This is a genomic window from Halomonas terrestris (assembly GCF_049166755.1).
GTDB lineage: Bacteria > Pseudomonadota > Gammaproteobacteria > Pseudomonadales > Halomonadaceae > Halomonas.
This window is the reverse complement of record NZ_JBMHFZ010000006.1, coordinates 105,236-122,225: the sequence shown is the minus strand read 5'-3', so window position 1 is coordinate 122,225 and position 16,990 is coordinate 105,236. Positions and strand designations below refer to the sequence as shown.

The window sequence follows — 16,990 nt, the reverse complement described above, 5'->3', positions numbered from 1 at the left end:
CTACAACCGAGGCAGAATACGACGCTCGTCCCGGTCGGCGTATCATCGGACGCCTGATCAGAGGCGCCGAGCGAAGCGTCCGGCAGAAGAAGAACGACACCTGTACGCAGCAGGAACACAAGGACACCCGCATGCCCTCAAACGACGTCATGCCGGGCGGGGGAAAGACGAACATTGCCGAACTCACCGAGCAGTTGCCGGGCGTGATCTTCCAGTTGCAGCGTGGGCCGGACGGCCACATGCACTTCCCCTATCTGGCCGGCAGCGGTACCCGCCTGACCGACATCGACCGCCGCCAGCTGGCCGAGGATGCCACGCCGGCGCTGGCGCGACTCGATGACGACGACTACCCGAGGCTCATGGCCGCCATCGAGCGTTCGGCACGCTGGATGACCCCCATCACCACCAAGTTTCGCCTGCGCCTGGTGGGTAGCCGTCACAGCTGGATCGCCGTGCGTGCCCAGCCACGACGGGTCGACGATGGCGTGCTCTGGCACGGCATGATGCTCGACATCTCCGAGCAGGTCGCCGAGGAGGCGCGCCTGCGCCGCCTCTCCGATACCGACGACCTCACCGGCCTCGCCAATCGTCGCAAGTTGATCGATCGACTCGACGAGGAGATCTCGCTGAGCAACCGGCACGCCACCCCCCTGTCGCTGATGATTCTCGACCTGGATCACTTCAAGTCGATCAACGATACCTGGGGCCACCTGCAGGGCGACCAGGTGCTGCGCGACCTGGCCGAACTTTGCCGCGCCACGCTGCGCGAGGAGGACCTGGTGGCCCGCCTGGGCGGCGAGGAGTTCGCCCTGCTGCTGCCCCTGACCCCCAGGGGCCATTGCCGGACACTGGCGCAGCGACTCTGCAGACGCATCGCCGAGCACGACTTCGGGCTCGGGCCTGGCAGCGTGACCGTCAGTATCGGCATCGCCGAGCACCGCATCGGCGAGACCCGGGATGTCCTGATCGCCCGTGCCGACGAGAGCCTCTATGCCGCCAAGCACGGGGGGCGCAACCGGGTCATGACCAGCGCCTGACGCGGTGTCAGGCGAACCGGCTCGCCCCGAGATGTTCCAGGAACCAGCGGGCGGCCCGCGCCTCGACCACCTCCAGGGTGCCGGGTTCCTCGAACAGGTGAGTGGCCCCGGGCACGATCAGCAACTCGCAGGGGGCCGTCATGCGCGCCATGGCCGCTTCGTTGAGTCCGATCACCTGGGGGTCCCGTCCCCCGACCAGCAGCAGTGTCGGCGCCTGCACCCGTGGCAGATGGTCGCCGGCCAGGTCGGGGCGCCCGCCGCGGGAGACCACGGCACTCACCCGGGCGGGCCGCTCGGCGGCGGCGATCAGCGCCGCGGCGGCGCCGGTACTCGCGCCGAACAGGCCGATGGCCAGTCCCCGTGTCCGTTCGGCCTCGGCCACCCAGTCCACCGCCCCGCTCATGCGGGCGCCGATCAACGGAATGTCGAAACGCAAGGCACGCGTTCGCTCGTCGATCAGGCTCTCTTCCGGCGTCAGCAGGTCGAACAGCAGGGTGGCGAGCCCCTGCTCGGCCAGATGGCGGGCCACCTGGTGGTTGCGCACACTGAAGCGACTGCTGCCGCTGCCATGGGCGAAGACCACGATCCCCGACGGCGTGTCGGGCAGCAGGAGGGTCCCCTCCAGCGCGACCCCCGCCGTCAGGATCTCCACTTCATGTTGCGAATACGACATGGAAGGCCCTCCCGGAACAGCGCCGGAACAGATGGCGGCTCTACCCGAAGTGTAGCGGCCGTCATGCCCCGTCACATCCGTACCGGGAAAGCACCGCACGGATGCCGGGGCAGGCGTCAATCGAGCGGCACCATGATCCAGTCATCGCCGAACCACTGTTGTCGCAGGCCGCACTGGCGGTCGAGGATGATCGCCAGATAGTCCCGCAACGGGTGGCCGTCGGGCAGCGTGGCGCGGTACTCGCGCTGCCTGGCCTGGACTGCCGACTGCGTCGCCGGCAGGTGATCGGCGGTGGCATGGCGTTCCAGCCACGCCAGGGGCGGCAGCAGCAGATGCGTAGCTCGGCTGGCCATGGCCATCCCGATGCCCGCCGCATCGAAGTCGCCGACGTAGAGATGCGGCTTCCCCCTCGCCGACCACGCCTCGGCCAGGGCGGCGAAACCGCCGCCGTAGTGGCGGTCGCCCCGGTAGGCCACCAGCGGTAGCCGCCAGTGCGCGTGGGGCATGAAGGCGTAGAAGCTGTCGAGGTTCTCCACCTGGATCAGCGCATCGAAGGCATCGAGGTCGAGTTCGCACCAGTCGAGGTCGAGGAAGTCGCGGGGGCGGCTGGCCAGGCCCGGCCGCCGCTCCATCGCAGCAGGAAAGCTGGCCAGCACGCGTCGATCGCGAGGCTTCTCGCGGACGCTCTTCTCCTCCCGGTTACCCAGATGAGCCTGCTCGGCGGTGGTCAGACCGCTGAGCTCGGCTGCCAGGGCGGGCTCCCCCAGCGCGAACAGGGTCTCGTCGACCCGGGCGAGCAGATCACGGTCGAGCTGCAGACGGGCGTGGGAGAGGCGCGGGCCGAGCTCGATATCATGCGCCTGGCACCAGGCCACGACCTCGTTCACCACCTTGCCGCGGCGCTTCTTCATGCGGGAAGCGCCACGCAGCGCCTGGTCGGCGTCGCGGAGCAGGTTGCGAGCACGCGAAGACAGTTTCACGCCCCCACCTCCAGCTCCAGGCTGACGTCGTGGATCAGGCGCAGGTGATTGTAGGGGCTGGCCTGGGTCTCCTGCTGGCGGAGGCGGAAGGCACGTTGCTCGCTTCTGGGCAGTCCCTGGTACTCGGCGATCACCTGGAAGAGCCAGATCTCCTCGCCCCACGCCAGCTCCCCTTCCTGCAGGTACTGCAGGGCGCTGAGCGACTCCCCGCCATGGTCCACCACCGTCAGGTAGAAGCGCTCGACGTCTTCCTTGAGCGCCTGCTGGCGAGCGGCGACGAGCGTGTCCTCCTGGGGAGCGGCAGCACCGGCGGCCGTCACCGGTTCCGGGCGCTGGGCAGGCCGCGGCAGGCGGTGCAGCAACTCGCCGAGGACTCGAGTATCGGGGTGGTGGTCCAGCGCGGCGGCGCCGGCGGCGATCAGTGGCGCGGCGCGGTTGACCAGTTCCGGTACCTCGCTGCGCCTCGCATAGTTGCCGGGCACGAAGCCGGGATGCTCGCGCAGGAAGGCGGCCATGCCCGCCACCAGGCGGCTGCGCGACTGCTGCTGACGGAAGCGCGCCATCAGCTCGATCAGCCGGCGCTGCACCTCGCGCAGGCTGGTGTAGTGCTGGCTGAGCTGGTGCTGAAGCCCGCTGACCAGCAGCTTGCGCAGTGCCCCGTCGCTGCCCACCAGTTCGATCAGCTCGTCGAAGTCGATCAGCGCCAGGCCATTGAGCAGGCGCTCGATCTGCTTCTGGGCGCGCTCGTTCTCGCGGATCTTGTCGGTGAGCCGGCTGACGAAGCCGAAGTCGCTGTTGAAGCGTCGCCACAGGCTGTCGATGGCGTCGGCGAAGCGGCCGTTGAGATCGTCCACCTCCTGGCGCAGGCGCAACAGCTGCTGCTCCTGGCGCCAGTACTCGCCGGCGTCGCGGGCTTCCCGGTAGCTCTGCACCAGGCTGCGCACCAGCTCCAGGGTCTCGGCCACGTCGGCGTTGACGTGGCGGCGGGTCTCGTCGGCGAGCATCTCGGCGATCAGCTCGCGCACCTTGGGGGTGAGCTTGACACCGCCCTGCTCGTCCGGCCGCCACAGGATACGCGCGGCCAGCAGCCGGTTGAGCGCCGTGGTGCTGAGCCCCTCCAGGGGCACCTCGTCGCGGGCATAGCCGGCCATCAGCGCCTCGGCGTGCTTGCCCAGCAGCGCCAGGCGCTCGGCGCCGGTGGTGATCAGCCGGCTCTCCAGGGCGTGGCCGGCGCTCACAGCAGGCTCTCCTGGTCACCGGGGGGCGCCTCGTCGACGGGCAGGTTCTCCTCGTCGCGGATGAAGCGCGCAAGGTCGATGAGGTAGTCGATCTTGGCGGTGACCACGAAGTACTGCCGGTCGGCATGGGGCTGGAGCAGGTAGCCGTGCTCCTTCAGGCGCTTGAAGACCTGCTTGAGCTGGGCGTCGAGCTGGTCGCTCTGGGAGCCGAAGAAGGGATCGGTGGCCAGGCGCTCGAGGCGCTCGCGCAGGCCCTGGTTGTCCTCGCAGCGCGAGCTGAAGTCGGCGGGCTTGAGCACGTCGCCGGGGGCCGCCAGCCCATCGCGGCCCAGCGCCTCCTGCACCAGCTGCAGCCACTCCAGCAGCGGCAGCAGGCTGGCGACGGTGTCGCCGAGCTGCCGCGAGAGCTGCTCCCGCGCGTCGTCGTTCAACTGCCGCCAGGCCAGGAAATAGACGCTGCCCTCGTCGTTGGTGGCCAGGCGGCGGTTGAGGGGACGCAGGTAGGCATCGAGCTGCTCGCGGATCTCCTCGTCCTGCAGCCGGCGAAAGGCGGCCTCGTCGCTGACCGCGCAGATGAACTGCCCGGCCAGCAGGCGTTCGAGCAGGGGGCCCTGCTCCACCATGGAATGCTCGATCATGCGGACACCTCCTCGGCGGCGCGGGCCTGCAGGCGCTCGGCCAGGCGGCTCAGGCGCGGTTCGATGCGCTTGAGGCGACGCTTCTCCGGGGCGGCCTCGTCGCGGTCGATCAGGTAGCGGTTGTGGAACAGCAGCAGCACGTCCGACTCCGGGTTGGGGAAGGCGCCGACGATATGGATGCGGTTGTTGTCGCAGGCATCGAACAGCTTCTCGACGTTGTGATAGGCCAGGGTGCCGATCTCGTCGATGGGCCAGTGGATGGCCACCTCGGCCTGGCCACGCAGCAGCCGCGTGAAGGCGAGCAGGAACTTGCACAGGATCAGGTAGGCCATGCCGTGGCTGGAGGACTCCAGCAGCTGGCGGTCGTTCTTGATCACGAGATCCGTGCCACCCTCGTTGAGGTGCAGCTCCAGGCGCAGCAGGCTCTCGAAGCTGTACTGCTGGTCGCTGCGCAACAGCTCCACCACGTCGGCCAGGGCGTCGAGGTAGTCGTCACCGGGCAGCGTCTGGCCGGAGTCGCGCCATTCGCGGTAGCGCTGGGCAAAGCGCTTGAGCGGCTCCCAGAAGCCCAGCTCGTCGATGGTCGACTGGATCCTGACCTCGGCGCGGCCGATGCCCTCCAGCCTGAGATCGTCGGCGACCTCGTCGGAGAGCCGCCGGCTCTGGGCGTTGATGCGCCGGTTGAGGTCGCGAAACACGGTGAAGAACTTGTCGAGGTCATCGCTCAGGTTGCGCCCCTCCTGCAACAGCTGGCGCTGCTGCCCCTCGAGCAGCTGGAGCATCTCGGCCAGCACCCCCAGCAGGCGGCGCGGGCTGGCGTCTTCCAGCTTGGCGCGCTCGGATTCGAGCGTCGCCTGGAAATCGGCGCTGGCACCCTTGATCAGGTCGCTCTCGATCTTCTCGCAGCCGCGACGCAACTCGTCGAGCGCCCTGGCGTGGTCGGCCAGCGCCTGCCGGGTGCGCTCGATACGCTCGGCGGCATCGCCCGGTGTCTCGCCGCGTGGCTCGCTGGCCGGTTCCAGGGTCAGGGCCTCGAGCCTCGCGAGCAGGGGAGCGAGGGTCTCGATGTGCTGCTGCTCGCCGTCGCGACGGCGCTTCAGCTCGCTCACCGTCGCCTGGTGCTCGCGCCTGGCCGTCTGGAAGTCGGCCTTGTGCTGTTCGCGCTCCCGCTCGGCGGCCTGGCGCTCGCGGGCCAGCGACGCCTCCTTCTCCACCAGACGCGGCTTGCGCTCGCCCCACTCCACCCGCATGAACCGCGCGTAGTCGTCCAGCTCCTCGCGGCGCGCCTCGGTCTGGCGAATGCGTTTGCCGAGCGCCTCCAGGCGCGTACGGGTCTCGTCGAGGCGAACGGTATCGACGCCCTGCTCGGCCAGCTCACGGTCGAAGGCGGCCTGCAATTCCTCGCGCTGGCGGCGGTTCTCCTCCTTGAGTTCACCGAGCTGGCGGCGGTGCTGGGCGATCTGCTGGTCGAACCCGCTCAGGCGCCCCTGGTAGTCGGCGGTGAGCTCCAGGCGCTGGCCACGGTGGCTGTCGGCGAGCGCCGCCAGGGCCCGGCGCTGCTCCTCACGCAGCGCCTGCTGGCTGGCCTCCCGCTCCTCGAGGGCCTCGCGGCAGGCGGCCTCGCGCTCCTTGCGGGCGGCGGCCTGGCGCAGCTGGCACTGGCTGCGGGCCTGCAGGGCATAGTCCACCTCCTCGGCGGCGCGACGTCGTGCACTGCGCGCGCGGTCGAGCCGTGCGTCGGCTTCCTGCACGCGCTCGTGGCATACCTTGAGCCCCTTCTCGGCGGCCTTCTCGACGCCCTGGGCCTGGCCCAGGGCCTGTTCGGCGGCCGCGATCTCGGCCAGCAGGCTGGCTTCGTCCTGGGCGTAGTCGGGCAGCGCGATGGCGGCGAGATCCAGCGCCAGCCCGAAGAGGTCGTCACTGGCGGCGTCGTTGAGCTGCGGTGCCAGGTCGCGGCGCTCCAGGAGCCCCGGTGCGATCACCTTGCCCAGGGTCTGTTCCCAGCCGGGCCGATGGTGGCGCAGGAAGTGGCGCAGGCTGCCCTGGGCGGGGTCGCGCTGGACCTGCAGCGCCTTCAGGCGGGCCTCGGCCTGCGCGCGCTGCGCACGGGCTCGCTCCAGCTCGCGATCGGCGAGCTCCCGCTCCTGCTTGCGCTCGTCGAGCTCTCCCTGCACGCTCTCCAAAGCCGCCGCGGCGGCACTCTGCTCGCTCTGGGCCTGGTCGACGCGGGCCTGGGCCTGCTCGGCCTCGCGCGCCTCCTCCGGGGTCGGGGCGCCGTGGGCCAGCTGCGCCTTGAGCTCGGAGAGCCGGGCGGTGCCCTGCTCCAGGCGGGCACGATAGTCGTCGTCCAGCGCCTGGCGACGGCTCTGGTAGTCGACGTCCAGGCGGCTTTCGGCCTCGCGCTGCTGCTCGCGGCACGCCTCCTTCTCCTCGCCCAGGGCATCGATCAGCGCCTGGATCTCCTCGCCGTGCTGCTCGAGCCGGTCACCGAGCTCCACCAGCCGCGCGTCGAGGCGCACCCGGCTCTCCGTGACCGCCTGCTGCATCACTTCCAGGTGCTCACGCAGCTGTTGCTGCTGCTCGCGCCACTGGGGCAGCGCCTCGAGGTCGCGGGCCAGGCCGGGCATGTCGGCCTCCTCGAAGGCCTCGAACTGGTGCTGCAGGTCGTCGAGCACGCAGCGGGTCTGGTCGAGCTCGCTGTCGAGCTGGCTTACCCGATCGTTCAGCGCATCGCGGGCCTCCTGGTAGGCCCGCTCCCGGGCCTGGAAGTCACGCTGGCGATTCTCGAGCTGCGCGTCGAGGTCGGCGCTCTCGCGCTCGGCGCGGTGGCGGTCGGCCTCGAGCTGGGGCATCAGCTGCCACAGCGAGGCCTCGATATCGGCGATCTCGCGATCGAGGCTCTGCAGGGCGGCAAGAGAGCGCTGCAGCGGTTCCAGGCGCATCGACTGGCGCATGCGGTCGATCCATTCCCGCGCCTTGGTGTTGCGGATACGGGTCACCGGGAGCTCGACGCCGTCCTCCTCGAAGATGGCCGCCAGCATGGTCTTGAGGGTGTCCATCTTGCCCTCCTTGGCGTGAACCGCCGAGACCAGCTTCTCGATGTGGCGAATGCGCTGCCCCGGGCGGACCAGGCTGAAGCGGGCGGCCACCTGGCGCAGGCGCAACCCCTCGCGGCGGCTGCCCTGGGCCTGGGTGGCGCCGTGCTGGGTGAAGTCGTTCTGGATCACCGAGCGGTACTCGGAGGTGGCACCCAGCTTTGGCGACACGCTGATGCCCTGGCGGCGCAGGCCGTTGGCCCACTGGGCATAGTCCAGGCCGGTGACCCCGCTCTCGCTCTCCACCAGGTAGTCCTCGGGGCGGTAGGAAGCACCGACGAAGCGGTACTCCACGCCGCCCTCGCTCTTGCGGGTCAGCACCGCCTGGCAGACGTCGCCCTCCTCGCGGCGGTACTCGTAGACCAGATAGCTGTTGCGATGCGGCAGATAGAAGGCGTCGAACTTGAGACGCGTCCTGGGCACCACCTTGTTGGGCAGCTCGCCGTAGAACACCGGGACCAGGCGCTGCAGCGTGGTCTTGCCCGAGGCATTGGTGCCGCAGATATTGGTGTGACCGTCGACACTCAGTTCCACCACGCCTTCGAGGTGCCCGTGGATCATCACGATACGTAACAGGTGAGCCATGCCGCGTCCTTGATGGGGTTAGAGATTTGCCACAAGCGACCATTCTACCTATCGCTGTCATGCACGACCAACCGGCGGTATTCCCACCCGTGCCTTATCTTGCGAGGATGAAGCCGACCCGCGACGCGAGATGCCCGTTTACAGGACGACATGGCCATGGACAGCACCATCGAACATACCCTGACCGAGGTCTTCGGCCTCCGGCAATTCCGCCCCGGCCAGCGGCCGGTGATCGAGGCGGTGGTGGCCGGCCGCTCGGCGGCGGCGATCTTCCCCACCGGTTCCGGCAAGTCGCTCTGCTACCAGCTCCCGGCCCTGCACCTGCCCCACCTGACCCTGGTGATCTCGCCGCTGCTGGCGCTGATGCAGGACCAGCTCGCCTTCCTCGAGCGCCACGGCATCCGTGCCGCCAGCATCGACTCCGGCCAGAGCCGCGAGGAGGCCGCGGCGGTGATGGAGGGCGTGACCCGTGGCGAGATCCGCATCCTGATGATCTCGGTGGAGCGGCTCAAGAACGAGCGCTTTCGCGCCTTCATCCGCCGGGTGCCGATCTCGCTGATGGTGGTCGACGAGGCCCACTGCATCTCCGAGTGGGGCCACAACTTCCGCCCCGACTACCTCAAGCTGCCCGACCACCAGCGCGAGTTCGGCATCCCCCGGGTGCTGCTGCTCACCGCCACGGCCACCCCGCGGGTGATCGACGACATGCGGTCACGCTTCGCCATCGAGGCCACCGACGTCACCGCCACCGGCTTCTACCGACCCAACCTGGACCTCAGGGTCGCCCCGACGCCGGCCGATGCCCGCCCGCGGGCCCTGGTCGACTGGCTGCGCCCCCGGCTGCAGGGCGGCACGCCCGCCCCGACCATCGTCTACGTCACCCTGCAGCAGACCGCCGAGCGCCTGGCGGCCTACCTGGGCAAGGCGGGCATAAACGCCACCGCCTACCACGCCGGCCTCGACGGCGAGCGCCGCGAGGCCATCCAGCACGATTTCATGGCCGGCCGGACGAACTGCATCGTCGCCACCATCGCCTTCGGCATGGGCATCGACAAGGCCGACATCCGCCACGTCGTGCACTTCGACCTGCCCAAGTCGATCGAGAACTACAGCCAGGAGATCGGCCGCGCCGGCCGCGACGGCCAGTCCTCGGAGTGCCTGATGCTGGCCGGCCGCGACACCCTGGGGGTGCTGGAGACCTTCGTCTACGGCGACACCCCCGAGCCCCACGGTATCCGCCGGGTGATCGACGAGCTGCTGACGGCCGGCCCGCGCTGGGAGCTGCAGATCAACGGCCTCTCGCAGCACGCCAACATCCGGCCATTGCCGCTCAAGACACTGCTGGTGCAGCTCGAGTTGCGGGGCGTCATCCGGCCCCGCCACGCCTACTTCGCCGACTACCGCTTCAAGCTGCTGTGCGAGCCCGAGGCACTGGTCGAGCGCTTCCAGGGCGAGCGCCGCGCCTTCGTCCAGGCGATCCTGGATGCCGCCAAGCGCGCCCGTACCTGGCACGAGCTCGACTTCGCGACGCTGGAGGCCCTCGGCCGGGAACGCGGCCTGGATACCGGGAGGGCCCGCGTGATCACCGCCCTGGACTACTTCGTCGACAAGGGCTGGCTCGAGCTGCAGAGCCGCCAGCTCACCGAGGTCTACGAGGTGCTGCGCCCCGACCTCGACCCGGCGGCGCTGGCCGACGAACTGCACGGCTACTTCCGGGACAAGGAGCAGGCCGAGATCGCCCGGCTGCACGCCATGCTCGAACTCTTCGAGAGCGACCGCTGCCTGAGCCGGCGACTCGCCGAGTGGTTCGGCGACGACCGTGCCCCTGAGCACTGCGGCCACTGTTCGGCCTGCCGCGGCCAGCCCGCACGGCTTCCCCAGGGGCCCGAGCGCGCCCCGCTGAAGGGCCGCCACCCGGACGAGCTGGTCGGTGAACTCAAGACGCGCCTGGCCACCCAGGGCGATGGCCACCCCGCCACGCCGGACCTGCTGGCGCGCTTCCTGTGCGGCATCACCACGCCGCTGTTCACCCGCCTCAAGGCTCGACGGCTGCCCGGCTTCGCTGCGCTGGAGGGCTACCCCTATGCCGAGGTGCGCGACTGGGTCGGGCAGCACTGACGCGACCGGCTCACTTCAGCCAGCCGCGGTCCTGCAGCCAGCACATCGACAGGTGCGTCGGCAGGTAGATCACGAGCGGCCAGAGCAGCATCAGCATGACCAGGTAGAACAGGGGATCGAGCATCTCCTGGGGCTGGCCGAAGGGGCCATGAACCCAGTTGATGTTGCGCTCGGGATCGGTGAACAGCCAGGTGGCGGGAATCACCAGCCAGGTGAGGCCGGTCTGCCAGGCCAGGGCCCCGCGATCGTAGCCCAGCCGCCGGACGGCCAGCCCCGCCACCACCGGCAGCACCAGGTGATAGAGCGACAGCAGCCGGGTCAGCAGGGGCTGTTCGGCATTGAACATGTACTCGGTGCCGCCGATGGGGTGAACCCCGGTGAGCCAGGCGGTGCCCACGTCAAGCGCCCACAAGCTGCCCACCAGCAGCACCGAGAGAAGCTGCATCGAGATCAACCGCCGGCTCTCGGACCAGAGCCCCGCCAGGATCAGGAAGTTGGCCAGGTTGCACAGCCAGAAGTAGTTCTGGGTTCCGAGCAGCACGGCGAATGTCGGCGCCCAGCCGAGGATCCAGGCGGTGAAGGCCAGCTTCAGCCAGAGGGGAAGGCGGCCGTCGGCCGGACGGGGGTGACCGTTGTCAGGCATCGACGCACTCCTTGCCGGGATGCCCTTACTCTAGCAGTCGGCCCCTCATGCCTCCTCGCCGCCGAGCCCATGCCGCTTGAGCTTGTTGGCGATGGTGGTGTGCGAGACCCCGAGCCGCTTGCCAAGCTGGCGACTGGAGGGGTGCTGCGGGTAGAGCGCCACCAGTATCCGGCGCTCCACCTCGGTGAGGATCTCGGTCAGCGACCCCTCCAGCTCGATGCCGGCCAGTCCCGGCACGTCGCCCACGTCCGGCAGGCGCAGGTGCGACGCCTCGATGGTCTCGCCCTCGCACAGCGACACCGCCTGGAAGAGCACGTTCTCGAGCTGGCGCACGTTGCCGGGCCAGTGGTAGGCGGAGAGGCGCGCCAGGGCGGCTGGCGTGAGCGCCGGCAGGCGACAGCCGATCTGCCGAGCGGCACGGTCGATGAAGTGGGTCGCGAGCCACTCGATGCCGTCACGGCACTCGCGCAGGGGCGGTACGGTCAGCGAGAGCACGTTGAGGCGGTGGTAGAGGTCCTGACGGAAGCGGCCCTCGGCGCACAGTCGCGGCAGGTCCTGCTGGGTGGCGCAGATCACCCGGACATCGAGCCAGGTCTCCTCGTCGCTGCCCACGCGCCGGAAGCCGCCATCCTGCAGGAAGCGCAGCAGCTTGACCTGCAGGCGTGGGCTCATCTCCCCCACCTCGTCGAGGAAGATGGTGCCGCCGGCGGTCAGCTCCAGCAGGCCCAGCTTGCCCTCGGGGCGCGCCCCTTCGAAGGCGCCGGGGGCATAGCCGAACAGCTCTGTCTCGGCCATGGACTCGGGCAGGCCGGCACAGTTGAGCGCCATGAACGGCGCCTGGCCACGCGCGCTGGCCAGGTGGCAGGCCCGCGCCAGCAGTTCCTTGCCGGTACCAGTCTCGCCCTGGATCAGCAGCGGGGCGTCCAGCGGCGCCATGCGCCGGGCCTCACGGATCAGCGACTCGAGCCGGGGACTCGCCTGGCAGATCGCCTCGAAGCCCCGCAGCTCCTGGCGCTGCACCTGGTAGATGCGTTCGCCGATACGATCGGCCCGATGCAGGGTCACCACGGCCCCCGCCAGCGAGGCCACGTCCTCCTGGTGCTCGCGGTGCAGGGGGGCGATATCGGCGAGGAAGGTGGTCTCGTGCAGCTTGATGCGCAGGCCGTTCACCCGGGCATTGTTGCGCCGGATGAGCCCCGGCAGGTCGACCTCGGGCAGGTGGCGGTCGAGCGACAGCCCGGGTACCTCGTCGATGCGCACGCCGAGCAGCTGCCCGGCGGCGCGATTGGCTGCCACCACGTGCCCCTCCATGTCGATGGACATCACCGGGTCGGAGAGCGACGAGAGCAGCGCATCGAGCTCCAGGTGGCGCCGCTCGCTGGGCATCAGGTTCACCCGGCGCACCCCGAACACCCCGGGCACCGCTTCCAGCTCCGGCTTCAGGGTGGTGAGCTGGGCGTTGAGCAGGTTGGGCACGTGCAGGTAGATGGCGTTGCCATGCTCGCCCCCCACCTCGCCGCGGGCCACGTTGAGGCCGTAGTCGGCGAAGGGGGCGACGATATCGCGCAGGATGCCGATCCGGTTCTGGCAGTGAAACCTCAGTCGCATCGGGGCGGGCTCGCTCGTCGGTCGGGGGCGAAGACCGCCATGCAGTCGTTCGCCATGAAAGGGCGTCACGCGGGCGTGACTCTCCTGTCAAGATAACGTGACACCCCGGGCGGCTCAATGCCGCCCTCCCCGGCTTGACGCTGTCGGCCCGCTGCACGACCTTTCGAGTCAGGACATCCCGTGTCTCACTTCCCGACGACAGGCAGGAGGTACCATGAGCCAGCTTCACGAACTGCAGTGCGAGGCTTGCACCGCCGACGCCCCGACGGTCACCGACGCCGAGATCGAGCAGTACCGGACGGAGATTCCCGAGTGGCAGATCATCGAGCGCGATGGCATCATGAAGCTCAAGCGGATCTTCACGTTCCGCAATTTCCAGCAGGCCCTCGACTTCACCAACCGCGTCGGCGAGATCGCCGAGGACGCCGGACACCACCCGGCCCTGTTGACCGAATGGGGAAAGGTCACCGTGACCTGGTGGTCCCACAAGATCGGCGGCCTGCACAGGAACGATTTCATTCTTGCCGCCAGAACCGACGAGGTAGCGAAATAAATGTTCGAACACATTGAGCGGGTTCCCGGGGATGCCATCCTCGGTCTGATCGAGGCCTTCAAGAAGGATACCAATCCCCAGAAGGTCGATCTCGGCGTCGGCGTCTACAAGGACGCCCAGGGCAACACCCCGGTGATGCGCGCCGTCAAGGAAGCCGAGGCCCTGCTGCTCAAGAACGAGACCACCAAGACCTATATCGGCTCCCACGGCGCCCCGAGCTACGGTGAGGTGATCCTGCCCATGGTGCTGGGCGAGGGCTCGCCCGTGCTCGAGGCCGGCCGGGCCAGTGCCACCCAGTCACCCGGCGGCACCGGTGCCCTGCGCCTGGCGGCAGACTTCATCGCCCACCAGTTGCCGGGCAAGGACATCTGGGTCAGCGACCCGACATGGCCGAACCACCTGGGCATCTTCCCGGCTGCCGGCCTGACGCTGCACAAGTACCCGTACGTGGATGCCGAGAACCGCCTGGACTTCGACGGCATGCTCGCGGCCCTCAAGAACATCCCCGAGGGTGACGTGGTGCTGCTCCACGCCTGCTGCCACAACCCCACCGGCTTCGACCTCTCCCGGGAGCAGTGGCAGCAGGTGCTGGAAGTCGTCCGCGAGCGCAACCTGCTGCCACTGATCGACTTCGCCTACCAGGGCTTCGGCGAGGGGCTGGACGAGGACTCCTACGGCGTCCGGCTGATGGCCGAGAACCTCGACGAGGTGATCATCACCAGTTCCTGCTCCAAGAACTTCGGCATCTACTGCGAGCGCACCGGCTGCCTGATCATGGTGGCCAGGAACAACGAGCAGATGGAGAACGTCCGCTCGCAGATCGCCATCGTGGCCCGCGAGAACTACTCCAACCCGCCGGCCCACGGCGGGTCCATCGTCAGCGAGATCCTTCACTCGGCGGAGCTTGCCGCCGTGTGGCGCGAGGAGCTCACCGAGATGCGCGACCGCATCAACACCCTGCGTCGCGACTTCGTCGAGGCCCTCAAGCCCTACGGCCTCGACCAGAAGTATGCCTGCGTCGCCGAGCAACGCGGCATGTTCTCCTACACCGGCCTGACGCCCGAGCAGGTCGACCGCCTGCGCGACGAGTTCGGCATCTACATGGTGCGCTCCGGCCGGGCCAATGTCGCGGGCTTCTCCCACGACAACCTGCCCTATCTGGCCAAGGCGATCGCCGCGGTCAACTGATCGTCGCCAGCGCCCCAACCGCAACGCCCGGGAACTTTCCCGGGCGTTTTGCATGCGCCGACCTCGTCCGTCGCCATCGGGCCCGGAGCGAGCGCCGGGCGCGGGCCAGGCCGAGGGGAGAGCCCGGGCGACCTGCCCGGGCAGCCCAGGCCTCAGTTCTCCCCGGCAGGGTCATCGTCCCCGCCGAACATGCCCCGCACTCGATCCCGAACCGCCTCGAGGCGCCCCTTGGCGGGCTCCGCGGCACGCTCCGTGGCACGGTCGAGCCCGGGCGCCTTGGTCCTGGCCTCCTCATCGACCTCGGCATCGGCCTCGACATCCACGTCGGTGTCCGCCTCGGCATCGGCATCGGCATCGGCATCGGCATCGGCATCCAGGCCAGTCTCGGCGTCGGCCTCGGTCTCGCCCTCGGTATCCAGGCCGGTCTCGGCGTCAGTCTCGGTCTCGGCGTCCAGGCCAGTCTCGGCGTCGGCCTCGGTCTCGCCCTCGGTATCCAGGCCGGTCTCGGTGTCGGCCTCGGTGTCGGCCTCGGTATCGCCCTCGGCGTCCAGGCCGGCATCGGTCTCGGCATCGCCGTCGGTACCGGCATCGGCATCGCCGTCGGCACCACCATCGGCATCGCCATCGGCACCACCATCGGCACCACCATCGGCACCACCATCGGCACCACCATCGGTACCGCCGTCGGCACCACCATCGGCACCACCATCGGCACCGCCATCGGCATCGCCATCGGCACCACCATCGGCGCCACCATCGGCGCCACCATCGGCGCCGCCGTCGGCACCACCATCCGCACCGCCATCGGCTGCCGCCAGCAGGAGCGTGTCACTGGACTGGGTCATCATCGGTGATGCAGAGAAACCACCGGTTGCCATCTCGTCCTCCAGGCCCACGGCCTGGGCCTGGACGGCCATGCCGGAGAAGATCAGTGCCATGCTGGCTGTCAGGGTCTTGAGTTTCATAGTGCCTCCTTGTGCCCCACTTCCCCGGGGCTGCTCTCCGTGGACAGGGATGACGCCTCCCTGAGTCGCTCGCCGCAGCGGGCAGAGTTCCTGCCCTGCTCCAGCGAAGACCATGCCAGAAGCTGGAAAAGCACTGCATATCGGATAGTTGCACAAGAGAAGAAAGCGCCTGCCATGCTCCCGCAGTCAGGAAGTCGCGGAAACTGTCGTCACGAGGCGACGACGCCGGGCGGAAAAACGCGGGCATGGCCAGTGCGACTGACGATGGCCGCGTCGGTGCTGCGCGACAGCCCTGATCACCGGGACAGCAGCGCAAGAGGCAGCCGCACCGGTACGCCCCGTCGAGAAGACGGGGCATCGGAGGGGACGTGGAGCAGGCGGGAATCAGGCCGCGTAACGGGAGACGTCCAGGCCACTGGGGTCGATGGCCGTCGCCCTGCCGCTCATCAGATCCGCCAGCAGCTGGGCACTGCCGCAGCTCATGGTCCAGCCGAGGGTGCCATGGCCGGTGTTGAGCCACAGGTTGTCGACGCTGGTGGCGCCGATGATCGGCGTGGAGTCGGGTGTCATGGGGCGCAGGCCGGTCCAGAACTCGGCACTGGCCACGTCGCCGCCCTCGGGGAAGACGTCGCGCACCACCATGCCGATGGTGGCCCGGCGCTTCTCCAGCAGGTCGAGGTTGTAGGAGGCCAGCTCGGCGGTGCCGCCCACGCGGATGCGATCGTCGAAACGCGAGATCGCCACCTTGAAGGTCTCGTCCATCACCGTGGACTGGGGGGCGCCGCCATCGTCGGTGACCGGCACGGTCAGGCTGTAGCCCTTGACCGGATAGATCGGCAGCTTGATACCCAGGTCCTTGACCAGGAAAGGCGAGTAGCTCCCCAGGCAGACCACGTAGGCATCGGCGGTCAGCTCGCCGACGCTTGTCACCACGCTCTCCACCTGGCCGGCGCTGCGCTTGATGCGCTGGATGTCGACGTTGAAGCGGAACGTCACCCCGAGCCGGTCACGGCAGTAGTCGGCCAGGCGGTTGGTGAACAGGTAGCAGTCGCCGGTCTGGTCATCGGGGAGGTGCAGGCCGCCGACGAACTTGCCCGGCACCCGGGCCAGGGCCGGCTCCACGCCGGCGATCTCGTCGGCCCCCAGCAGCCGATGGCGCACGCCGCACTGCTCGAGTACCTTCATGTCCTTGGCCACCGCCTCCACCTGGCTCTCGTGGCGGAACAGCTGCATCAGGCCACGCTGGCGATCCTCGTAGCGGATCCCGGTCTCCTCGCGCAGCGCGTTGATGCAGGCACGGCTGTGCTCGGCCACGCGCACCATGCGCTCCTTGTTGACCATGTAGCGCTCGGCGTTGCAGTTGCCGAGCATCTGCATCATGAAGCGGGCCATGACCGGATCCATCCTGGGCTGGATCTTCAGCGGGGCATGCTCCTGGAACATCCACTTGACGGCCTTCTGCGGTATGCCGGGGGCCGCCCAGGGGGAAGAGAAGCCGAAGGAGACCTGGCCGGCGTTGCCGTAGCTGGTCTCCAGTGCCGGCGACGGCTGGCGATCGACCACCGTGACCTCATGGCCCTGGCGGGCCAAATAGTAGGCGCTGGTGACGCCGACGACGCCGCTGCCGAGAATCAGTACCTTCATTGCCTCTCTCCCCATGCCGGCCCGG

General features: G+C 69.0%; 13 protein-coding genes. 4 read left to right on the top strand and 9 right to left on the bottom strand.

Annotation, left to right across the window (positions count from 1 at the left end):
• The first annotated feature begins 131 nt into the window (after window positions 1–131).
• Complete coding sequence (locus ACOMD9_RS08140) at window positions 132–1,037, top strand: GGDEF domain-containing protein (protein ID WP_421413566.1); 906 nt, start codon at window positions 132–134, stop codon at window positions 1,035–1,037.
• Window positions 1,038–1,044: 7 nt separating this feature from the next.
• Here the strand turns inward: ACOMD9_RS08140 and ACOMD9_RS08135 are convergent, their stop codons facing one another.
• The 5 genes from ACOMD9_RS08135 to ACOMD9_RS08115 all read right to left on the bottom strand — a co-directional run bounded on the left by ACOMD9_RS08135 (window position 1,045) and on the right by ACOMD9_RS08115 (window position 8,246).
• Window positions 1,045–1,710 (bottom strand): dienelactone hydrolase family protein, encoded by a 666-nt coding sequence (locus ACOMD9_RS08135; RefSeq protein WP_421413564.1) that lies wholly within the window; start codon window positions 1,708–1,710, stop codon window positions 1,045–1,047.
• A 116-nt stretch (window positions 1,711–1,826) separates the two neighbouring features.
• Complete coding sequence (locus ACOMD9_RS08130) at window positions 1,827–2,690, bottom strand: DUF7281 domain-containing protein (RefSeq protein WP_421413562.1); 864 nt, start codon at window positions 2,688–2,690, stop codon at window positions 1,827–1,829.
• Window positions 2,687–3,928 carry a hypothetical protein gene (locus ACOMD9_RS08125; RefSeq protein ID WP_421413560.1) on the bottom strand — a complete coding sequence of 414 codons (1,242 nt, stop codon included), beginning with the start codon at window positions 3,926–3,928 and terminating at the stop codon, window positions 2,687–2,689. Before ACOMD9_RS08125 ends, ACOMD9_RS08130 begins: the two co-directional genes overlap by 4 nt.
• Complete coding sequence (locus ACOMD9_RS08120) at window positions 3,925–4,551, bottom strand: condensin complex protein MksE (protein ID WP_421413745.1); 627 nt, start codon at window positions 4,549–4,551, stop codon at window positions 3,925–3,927. The genes ACOMD9_RS08125 and ACOMD9_RS08120 overlap by 4 nt, the downstream gene beginning before the upstream one ends.
• Before the next feature lie 11 nt (window positions 4,552–4,562).
• Window positions 4,563–8,246: an ATP-binding protein gene (locus tag ACOMD9_RS08115; protein WP_421413558.1), complete on the bottom strand. Its 3,684-nt coding sequence runs from the start codon at window positions 8,244–8,246 to the stop codon at window positions 4,563–4,565.
• Window positions 8,247–8,402: 156 nt separating this feature from the next.
• On the opposite strand from ACOMD9_RS08115, the gene ACOMD9_RS08110 reads away from it, so the two are divergent.
• Window positions 8,403–10,364: a RecQ family ATP-dependent DNA helicase gene (locus ACOMD9_RS08110; protein WP_421413556.1), complete on the top strand. Its 1,962-nt coding sequence runs from the start codon at window positions 8,403–8,405 to the stop codon at window positions 10,362–10,364.
• A gap of 10 nt (window positions 10,365–10,374) precedes the next feature.
• Here the strand turns inward: ACOMD9_RS08110 and ACOMD9_RS08105 are convergent, their stop codons facing one another.
• On the bottom strand, window positions 10,375–11,007 hold the full coding sequence (locus ACOMD9_RS08105) for a hypothetical protein (protein ID WP_421413554.1): 633 nt from the start codon (window positions 11,005–11,007) through the stop codon (window positions 10,375–10,377).
• A 45-nt stretch (window positions 11,008–11,052) separates the two neighbouring features.
• A complete protein-coding gene (locus tag ACOMD9_RS08100; protein WP_421413551.1) occupies window positions 11,053–12,615 on the bottom strand; it encodes a sigma-54-dependent transcriptional regulator in 1,563 nt (520 codons plus the stop codon).
• A gap of 214 nt (window positions 12,616–12,829) precedes the next feature.
• Between ACOMD9_RS08100 and ACOMD9_RS08095 the strand changes: the two genes are divergently transcribed.
• Window positions 12,830–13,168 (top strand): 4a-hydroxytetrahydrobiopterin dehydratase, encoded by a 339-nt coding sequence (locus ACOMD9_RS08095; RefSeq protein ID WP_421413549.1) that lies wholly within the window; start codon window positions 12,830–12,832, stop codon window positions 13,166–13,168.
• A complete protein-coding gene (locus ACOMD9_RS08090) occupies window positions 13,169–14,356 on the top strand; it encodes an amino acid aminotransferase (protein WP_421413546.1) in 1,188 nt (395 codons plus the stop codon).
• Window positions 14,357–14,508: 152 nt separating this feature from the next.
• Here ACOMD9_RS08090 and ACOMD9_RS08085 read toward each other — a convergent pair whose 3' ends face one another.
• The gene (locus ACOMD9_RS08085; RefSeq protein ID WP_421413544.1) at window positions 14,509–15,321 is read right to left on the bottom strand and encodes a hypothetical protein; all 813 of its coding nucleotides are present in this window, start codon (window positions 15,319–15,321) and stop codon (window positions 14,509–14,511) included.
• Between the two features lie 384 nt (window positions 15,322–15,705).
• On the bottom strand, window positions 15,706–16,965 hold the full coding sequence (locus ACOMD9_RS08080; RefSeq protein WP_421413541.1) for a D-amino acid dehydrogenase: 1,260 nt from the start codon (window positions 16,963–16,965) through the stop codon (window positions 15,706–15,708).
• Window positions 16,966–16,990 lie beyond the last annotated feature (25 nt).